This is a genomic window from Pontibacterium sp. (assembly GCF_964228735.1).
Taxonomy (GTDB): Bacteria; Pseudomonadota; Gammaproteobacteria; order Pseudomonadales; family Balneatricaceae; genus Pontibacterium.
This window is the reverse complement of record NZ_CAXRBQ010000066.1, coordinates 1-8404: the sequence shown is the minus strand read 5'-3', so window position 1 is coordinate 8404 and position 8404 is coordinate 1. Positions and strand designations below refer to the sequence as shown.

Annotated in this window: 6 protein-coding genes and 1 pseudogene; 6 read left to right on the top strand and 1 reads right to left on the bottom strand. The window is 53.7% G+C overall.

Annotated features, from left to right (window positions below):
- Together ACEQ15_RS06970 and ACEQ15_RS06965 are read left to right on the top strand one after the other, a co-directional pair.
- Nucleotides 1-614, top strand: a pseudogene (locus ACEQ15_RS06970) (exodeoxyribonuclease I); the annotation flags it as partial.
- 38 nt (nucleotides 615-652) lie between these two features.
- On the top strand, nucleotides 653-1036 hold the full coding sequence (locus tag ACEQ15_RS06965) for a hypothetical protein (protein WP_370278409.1): 384 nt from the start codon (nucleotides 653-655) through the stop codon (nucleotides 1034-1036).
- Between the two features lie 74 nt (nucleotides 1037-1110).
- On the opposite strand, the gene ACEQ15_RS06960 is transcribed toward ACEQ15_RS06965, so the two are convergent.
- A complete protein-coding gene (locus ACEQ15_RS06960; protein WP_370278408.1) occupies nucleotides 1111-3963 on the bottom strand; it encodes an insulinase family protein in 2853 nt (950 codons plus the stop codon).
- 336 nt (nucleotides 3964-4299) lie between these two features.
- Here ACEQ15_RS06960 and ACEQ15_RS06955 point away from each other — a divergent pair, with 336 nt between their 5' ends.
- Genes ACEQ15_RS06955 through ACEQ15_RS06940 form a run of 4 tightly spaced genes read left to right on the top strand, consistent with a single transcriptional unit; the run spans nucleotide 4300 to nucleotide 8214 of the window.
- Nucleotides 4300-4683 (top strand): DUF6394 family protein, encoded by a 384-nt coding sequence (locus tag ACEQ15_RS06955; RefSeq protein WP_370278407.1) that lies wholly within the window; start codon nucleotides 4300-4302, stop codon nucleotides 4681-4683.
- A 30-nt stretch (nucleotides 4684-4713) separates the two neighbouring features.
- Nucleotides 4714-6405 (top strand): TrkA family potassium uptake protein, encoded by a 1692-nt coding sequence (locus ACEQ15_RS06950; protein ID WP_370278406.1) that lies wholly within the window; start codon nucleotides 4714-4716, stop codon nucleotides 6403-6405.
- Nucleotides 6406-6415: 10 nt separating this feature from the next.
- On the top strand, nucleotides 6416-7312 hold the full coding sequence (locus ACEQ15_RS06945) for a DMT family transporter (RefSeq protein WP_370278405.1): 897 nt from the start codon (nucleotides 6416-6418) through the stop codon (nucleotides 7310-7312).
- 8 nt (nucleotides 7313-7320) lie between these two features.
- On the top strand, nucleotides 7321-8214 hold the full coding sequence (locus tag ACEQ15_RS06940; protein WP_370278404.1) for a Tim44 domain-containing protein: 894 nt from the start codon (nucleotides 7321-7323) through the stop codon (nucleotides 8212-8214).
- Nucleotides 8215-8404 lie beyond the last annotated feature (190 nt).

Below are 8404 nucleotides of genomic sequence, written 5' to 3'. Positions count from 1 at the left end.
GACGTGAGGATCTGGATGAATCTGATCCGACCATCGCATTGAAGCAGATCCACACCAACAAATGCCCAATCATCGCGCCGGCAGGCATGCTGAACACCGAAGAGGCACAGCGTTTGTCGATTGACGGTGATACTTGCCGTACCCATCTGCAGATCCTGCGTAACATGCAGGGCCTGCAGCATAAGTTGATGGAGGTGTTTGGTGATAATCCGTTTGAACCGGAAAGTGATCCGGATCTGATGATTTATAGTGGCGGATTCTTCAGCGATGCCGATAAGAAGTCTATGGAGCAGGTGAGAGTCGCCGATCCGGAAACTTTGTCGAACCTGGATCTGCCGTTCCAGGACGGACGACTGGAGGAGATGTTCCTGCGCTACAAGGCGCGAAACTGCCCGTTTATACTGACCAGTGAAGAGCAGCAGATCTGGGAGGAGTACCGTTCCCGTAAACTGTTGGGGCCGGACAACAGCGGGCATCTCACCATGAACGAGTTTTATGCCCGGCTGAACGAGTTGTACGCCCGACCGGACTGCAGTGACCGCGACCGCCTGATTCTGGAAGAGCTGGCGGTGTATGCGGAATCTATCTATCCGATGGAGGATTTTGTGGAGTGATTCGACGAGGGGATTATGTGTGCCTGCTGGTTGCCAGCATGACTCTGCCTGTATGGGCGGAGGTGCAGCCTGTGCCCGATCCGATCCCCTACGACGTCACGCCTGCCACGGGCAGTATCGTGTTCGCCATCGAGCCCTCCGTTGCCTACAAAGGCTTACCGCGGGGCACCTTCGATGTGGAGCCGATGGAGGAGGTAAAAGCGTATGCGCTGCCGTCTACGTTGCCACCACCGACGGTTGTACCGGCCGCTGATCCCGAGTTCTATGTGCAAATGAACAAGCTGGAGAAGGAGGGGCCAACCCTCACCGGTGAAGACCTGGTGTTCAAAACCATCGACGATGACCAGAAGAAAGAGCGCTGCCTGATCTTTGGAGAGGAGTGTTCTGCGCTGGAGATCATTGAAGAGGATGCACCGCAGTAACGGGCTTTACATCTCGAATTCGAGCAAAGAAAAAGGCGCCATCGGCGCCTTTTTTGTGGGTGTTGATATAACCGTTACGCTTCCGGCATAAACTCACCGGCCAGCTTGAGGGAGTCGATCTCGGTATCACAGGTGCGACCGATCTCTTCCAGGCTGGCGGTTTGCATATGCTTCAAGCCAAAGCTGCGTACCACCAACTGGCGCTCACGTAGCTGTTCAAATCCTTTCTTCAGCTCTTCAACGGAGAGCTCCTCGATCGACTTGGCCAAGGTTTCGCGGCTGTAGAAATCGGCGTTGTTACGGTCGATCTGCTTCCAGTATCGGGCGGTGCGGTCGCTCAGACTATTCTCCTGCTTAAGGATGCGGGAGATCACACTGCGCTTGTATTTATCCAGCTGTGCATCGGTCATGCTCAGCATCTGCTCTCCCATCTCATCCATAAAGGAGGAGATATGGGTTTCCAGCGTAAGCGGGTCTGCCACCGGGGACTGCACCACAAAGGCCAGGCCCGGAGCCTTACGCAGCGGCAGTGGGGTTTCAAATACCACGTAACCCAACTGCTTCTCGGTGCGCAGACGGCTGTAGAACGGCGAGGACATCAGCTCGCTCAACACAGCAAATTCCGCGCGGGTTTTTAGACTGGCGTCGTTACCCTGGTAGTAGATGCTGATCGCCGAGTCGTTGTGTTGCAGGTCCAGAGTCTGTACGAACGGACGACCACGCTGCAGATGAACCACAGGGGTTTCCGACAGGTGCTTGGCTTGTGGTTTGTTCAGCAGCTGGGCAACGATCTGGTCGGCCATGGTGGTGGCTTCTTCTTCAACCAGGTTGCCGTGGGCGAGGATACGCAGGTCGGTTTCCGCCAGCAGCTGTGGTGCGAATGCCTTCAGATCCTCAAAGGTAATCATCTCCAGCGCGAGCTGTTTCTCTTCCGTGCTCCACTGCGGCAGCAGCAGCTGGAAGATCTCGTTGATCGTCTGGTTGAACGGTTTCTCTTTACGGGCGTTTTTCAGCTGATCGGCATACTGGCGCTTGATTACGGCATAACGCTCGGCATCCAGCTCAGGCTTCTTTAACGCGTGAGTTACCTTCTCAAGCAGCACTGGGAGCTTTTCGTTGTAACCGGACAGGCGCACACTGAAACCTTTCATGTGTGGATAAATGTCGGTCCCCAGACCTGCCACATAGGCGTCGTACAGGATCTCGTTCATCTGGTCCTTCACCATACGGGTGTAGAGGCTGGTGAGCACCGCTTCACGGGCCGTACGGTTGGCACGGTCAGACATTACACTGAAGAACAGGTTGGCCTTAGGTGTCTTGAAGCTGCTGTCCTGATGGTGCCAAAGGGTCAGGCCTGGTTTTTCGACCAGCACTTGTGGACTGTCCGTCGCGGAGCTTGGATCTTTCAGGTCCAGGTTGCTTGCCACAAAGGGATTGCTGCCACGGATAAACAGATCGGCAACCTGAGGCTGTGCCTGCAGGGCCTGCAGTGTCTCTTCGTTGATTGGCTCTGCTTTGTACGCTGCCTGATACCATGGATCTTTCTGATCGGTTTCCAGATCTCGCGCTTTTACGGTCAGCAGCATGTTGTCCGGACGGATCGCTGCCAGATACTGCTGGATCAGTTCGGCGTCAAACGCTTCCAGCATATACGGCGCACGAATCACCTCTTCGGCCGGGAAGCGACGCAACTGGCTGGAAAGCTGGCTTACATAGTGGATCGGTTCGCTCTGCTCTTGGAAACGGAACTGAATACGGTTCAGGTCGCTCTCTTCCTGATACAGCATTTCACTGACACCACCCTGACGGATCAGGTCTACGTAGCTGAAGAACAGCTGTGCGATCGCCTCCTGCTGCTGCATGCCTTCTGGCGTCAGTGCGATGTTCACGTGAAACGTGGACTCGCCCGGCAGATCGGAACCGGTGGACGCGGACAGGCCGGTCGCCCAACCTTTCTCTTTCAGCAGGGACAGCAGGCTACCTGCACCTTCGTAACCGACCAGACTGCTGATGTAGTAGAGCGGTTTGCTGCGCCAGTGGCTGCGGATCTCCGGCACAGGGAAGGTCAGCGACATATAGCGCAGGTCTTTAATGGTTTGAACGCTCAGCTTCAGCGGCAAGCTGCCCGGCTTGAACAGACTGGTGTTGTTACGAAACGGCTCCGCGTTGCGGTTTGGTACGGCCGCGAAACGCGCTTCCACCATTGCTTTGAGCTCTTCAGTAGACTGCTTACCCAGCACAACCAGAGACATCAGGTTGGCAGAGTAATACTGCTCGTAGAAGCTGATCAGGTCATCACGGATCTTGCCATTTTCGTTATTTGCCAGGGTCTCCAGGCTACCCACAGCGAAGTCGCTGTAGCTGTGATCCGGGTTCAGGATCTCTTTGGTGACCGCAAAAATGCGGCGACCGTCGTCGCGAATCTTAGACTGATATTCGGAATGCACCGCGTGGCGTTCACGGTCTACATACTCTTCGGTAAACAGCGGTGCAATAAAGAATTGGGAGAAGCGATCCAGCGCCGGTTCCAGGTCATTGGCTTTCACGTCGAAAAAATAGTTGGTGTTTTCGTACGCGGTGTAGGCGTTGTGGTTGCCGCCATGGGAGCTGATAAACGCCTGGTAGTCACCCGCTTCCGGATACTTTTCCGTACCCAGGAACAGCATATGCTCAAGGAAATGGGCCAAGCCTTCACGGCCTTCAGGGTTGGCGTTGGAACCAACGGCTACATCCAGAGAGGCGGCTGCCTTCGCGGTGTTTGGATCGGAGATGACCAACACTTTCATCTGGTTGGGCAGGCTGAAGGTCAGGTATTCCCGAGGATCAGTGGAACTTTTGTGGACTCCCGCTTGGGCAAGTTTCCCAAAAACAAACAGGAGGACGAACACTACGTAAGTGCTGAATGGCAGGCGCTTCAGTTGGGTCATGGGCATCAATCTTCTGAAGTTAGGGAGCCTGTCTACAACGACAGTTGCTGATTCGCATCAGTTCGTCCGGCAGGTTCCTTAGTCTGTCTTTGTTATTTTTGAATAAGCACTCGATCCTATATTGATATGCTTAATCTGTCTATTTTTTAATCAATGGTTTCGTTCTAAGTTTCGGCTTTTTAATTATTAACAGATTTTCGGAAAAGAACCTATTTCGATTGATAGGAAGCAATATAGTTCCTTTCCCAGCGGTACGCAGCTGCGCTTCAAGTGCTACAATCCGGCGAATAGGTGCTTGAAAATCCCTGGCCTCGGGAAGGAAAACAGGTAGGACACATGAACAAAGAGAAAGTGATATTCGCGTTCTTTATCGTATTGGCGCTCACCCTGAACTTTGGATTTTTTCTGGGAGAGATCGACAATCCCGAGCACCACAACGTTTTTGAGTTCTTTGCTGCCATCGTAGTGAGCCTGATCTGTACCGCGCTCAAGTTTGGCGACCGCACCCACCTAGGGGCGTTGATGATGGCAACGTCGCTGGTGGCAGACCTGCAGCTGGTGGTTGCCGCTCTGATCTGGGGGTATGCCGAACAGGTGAGTGGTGTGGGCATGACACCATCCAATATGAGCAGTGTGGTATCGCTCAGCGGCGGGGCGTTGCTGGCCAACATTATCTCCGTGATCCTGCTGATGGTTGAAACCATCATGGTACGGCGCTAAACGGCTGCGGCTGGTTAGTGAACGCCTGTCATGAATAACGTACTGTATGCCCTGTTGCGGCGCCTGCGATTGCCGCTGATCACAATGATTTTGGTGTACTCGGTATCAATCCTGGGTTTCGTGTTGATTCCTGGGGTGGATGACCAGGGCAATGCCTATCGTATGGATTTCTTCCATGCGTTCTATTTTGTCTCCTTTATGGGCTCCACCATTGGCTTTGGTGAGATCCCGTACGCGTTCACCGATGGGCAGCGGATGTGGACGCTCTTTACCATCTACGCCACCGTCATCGCCTGGTTGTACGGTATCGGTACGATTCTGGCCCTGATACAGGAACCGGTGTTTGGTCGCATGTTACGTCGTCGCTCCTTTGTGCGGAAAGTGCAGGGGATCACCGAACCCTTCTATCTGGTGTGTGGCTACGGGGTCACCGGCGAGATTATCGTCAACAAGTTGGGCCAGCGCGGTATTCGCTCGGTGGTCATTGATATCAACGAGAGCAAGATCGATTCACTGGAGATCAGTGGCAATCTGCCGTTCGAGGTACCGGGCTTGTGTGCTGATGCCTCGTTGCCGGATGTACTGGATGATGCCGGTTTGCAGCATGACAAGTGTGTGGGTGTGCTGGCGCTGACCAATGTGGATCAGGTGAACCTGTCTGTGGCGATCGCCAGCAAATTACTGCGTCCGGAACGTATTGTGATCAGCCGCACCGAATCGGATACCACCACCGCCAACCTGCTGTCCTTTGGTACGGACCTGGTGGTGGACCCGTTCCGGGTGTACGCGGAATATCTCTCTCTGGCGGCTCATGCGCCTTACACCCATCTGGTATACGACTGGTTGGTGAATCCCTACCACCGTCCGCTTTCCAGCGCTTACAAGAAAACCAAAGGTCGCTGGATCATCTGTGGTTACGGCCGTTTTGGCAGTGCCTTGTACCGGGAATTCAACGAAGAGCATGTAGAACTGACGGTGGTAGACAGTAATCCGGAGATGGATGCCGGGTTGCCGTATATGGTGCGTGGTAAGGGCACCGAGGCGCTGACACTGAGTGAAGCCCGGGTCGAGGATGCCGTGGGTATTATCGCCGGTACCAACAACGATGCGGACAATCTGTCGATCATCATGACTGCGCGGGAGATGAACAAGAATCTGGTGACCGTGGTACGCCAAAACGTGCATGCCAACAAGCTGGTGTTTAAGAACTCCAAGGCGGATTTCATCATGGAACCCGGCCAGATTATCGCCAACCGGGTGCTGGCTCACCTGAAGTCACCGCTGTTGCCGGTGTTTATCGAGCAGATGCAGGCCTACGACGATGTATGGGCGCACACTCTACTCAACCGGATGAACAGTGTGACTCAGGAAGAGGAGCTGGACAGCTGGTCTGTGCGGGTGGATGAGGAAAACTCACCGGCGCTGATCGAGATGCTGAACAGCGGGGTAGATGTCAATCTAGGCGTCCTGTTGAAAGACCCTCGTGATCGGACCCAAAGCCTGTCGGCATTCCCTCTGATGCTGCACACCGACGATATCTACGACATCCTGCCGGGCGAGCTGGATGTGCTTAAACCTGGGGATGAGATCCTCTTCTGCGGTAAGAGCAAATCGCTGCGCCGTATGGAGTGGACCATGAACAACTTTAATACACTCCATTACCTGTTGACCGGCAACGAACCGACGGGCAATCTTCTCTCCCGAATTCTCAACCGGCAATAAGGATTCTGCCTTGGCTTATCTGTTACTGGTCCTGACCACGCTGTTCTGGTCGGGTAACTTTGTGCTGGCGCGCGCCATGCACATGGACATACCGCCCATCACCATGGCGTTTTCCCGCTGGACGCTGGCGCTGTTGCTGATCCTGCCCTGGCTACTTCCCCGTCTATATAAAAAACGCGAAGTGATTCAAGCCAATATCGGCAAGCTGATCTTTTACGGTGTTGTGGGTGTGGCGGGTTTTAACACCCAGATCTATATCGGTGTACAGGATACAACGGCAACCAATGCGGTATTGATGCAATCGATCATCCCGATTCTGATCCTGGTGATCGGTGCGTTGTTTCTGGGTGAACGGGGCTCACGCAAACAGTGGTTGGGTATCATGCTGTCATTCAGTGGTGTTGCAGTGCTGATCTCCCGTGCGGATCTGTCGGTACTCACAGGGCTTGAGTTCAACAAAGGGGATCTGTGGATTGCCGGTGCGGTTCTGGTGTGGGCCGTTTACTCCGTCGCTTTGCGCTGGAAGCCTAAAGAATTGGATGTATTCACCTTCTTTGGGGCGACCGTGATTGTAGCGGTTATTTTCCTGGCGCCACTCACTTTTTGGGAGATGCGCACAGCCGAACCGATTGAACTGAACGCTAAAGTGGGTGCAGCCGTACTCTATCTGGCGATCTTTCCATCTATACTGGCGTATATATTCTGGAATAAAGGGGTGGAGGAGCTAGGCGCATCGATTGCAGGGCTGGCGATCCACCTGATGCCGGTGTTCGGGCTGCTGCTTTCCACAATTTTTTTGGGGGAACAGCTCTATTCCTTCCACCTATGGGGTGTGGTATTAATATTCGCCGGTATCTACCTCGCGGTTATTGCTGATACCCTGAAACGAATAAAATTACAAACCTAGGAAGTTTTATGCGTACTTTTCTTGTGAGCCTGATGGTCGTTCTGGCCTCTTTCACGTTCACCGTAGATTACGCCGAAGCCAAGCGCCTCGGTGGTGGTTCCTCCTTCGGTAAGAGCTTCTCAACCCCAAAAAAGAAACAGGTTGCTCCGGCACCAACCCAGCAGAAACAGAGCACAGCGACTACTGCGTCCAAAACCCAGCAGCCGGTTAAAAAACGTAGTGGCTTTGGTGGCCTGATGGCAGGTCTGCTGGCAGGTGGCCTGTTGGGCGCACTGTTCTTCGGTGGTGCATTTGAAGGTATCCAGTTTATGGATATCCTGCTGCTTCTGGCGTTTGTGTTTATCGCCTTCAAGATTTTCTCGATGTTCAGGAAGTCGCAACGACCGCCGGAATATGCAACGGACGGCGCACAGTACGAGATGCGTCCAGAACGTGCGCAGAAGCGTACCGCATTCGAAGAGCCAAAAGTTGAAGATGTTAAGCCTTCTACTCCTGCGTTCAGCTCCGGTTTTGGCAGCGGCGAACCGCAGACTCCAGAGTGGTTTGACAAAGAAGCCTTCCTGGCGGGTGCGCGTGATCACTTCGGTATTCTGCAGCGTGCCTGGGACAACAGCGATTGGGATGAGATCGCAAGCTACACCTCTGAAGAGCTGCTGAATGCGCTGAAAGAAGAGCGTGCCAAGCTGCCGGAAAGCCAGACCACCGAAGTGGTATCGGTGATGGCAGAGATGGCCAATTTCATCACCGAAGATGACCATGTAGTGGTAAGCATCAACTTCTACGGTTGGCTGAAGGAAGATTCCGATCAGACCACCGAGTTCAACGAGATCTGGCACCTGACCCGTGACATGACCGTTGAGAATGCAGACTGGATCATCGTGGGCATCGAACAGCCGCGTTAATCCAATGTCAGCGGCTAAGGCTGTTGGCAGGCAATAAAAAAGCGACCCTTGGGTCACTGCTGTCCCATAGTTTTTGATCATAAAGGGATCCTCAGTTGAGGATCCCTTTTTTGCTTATCTGGTGGCTCTGGATTTAATAGCTCAACCAGTGGTTTTCGCTCAAATAAACTCACCTGAAGTACCCGCATGA

What these genes read in the sequence shown, in the direction of transcription:
- ACEQ15_RS06965 (WP_370278409.1), top strand. Translation starts at nt 653, where the DNA reads ATGACTCTGCCTGTATGGGCGGAGGTGCAGCCTGTGCCCGATCCGATC.
- ACEQ15_RS06960 (WP_370278408.1), bottom strand. Translation starts at nt 3,963, where the DNA reads ATGACCCAACTGAAGCGCCTGCCATTCAGCACTTACGTAGTGTTCGTC.
- ACEQ15_RS06955 (WP_370278407.1), top strand. Translation starts at nt 4,300, where the DNA reads ATGAACAAAGAGAAAGTGATATTCGCGTTCTTTATCGTATTGGCGCTC.
- ACEQ15_RS06950 (WP_370278406.1), top strand. Translation starts at nt 4,714, where the DNA reads ATGAATAACGTACTGTATGCCCTGTTGCGGCGCCTGCGATTGCCGCTG.
- ACEQ15_RS06940 (WP_370278404.1), top strand. Translation starts at nt 7,321, where the DNA reads ATGCGTACTTTTCTTGTGAGCCTGATGGTCGTTCTGGCCTCTTTCACG.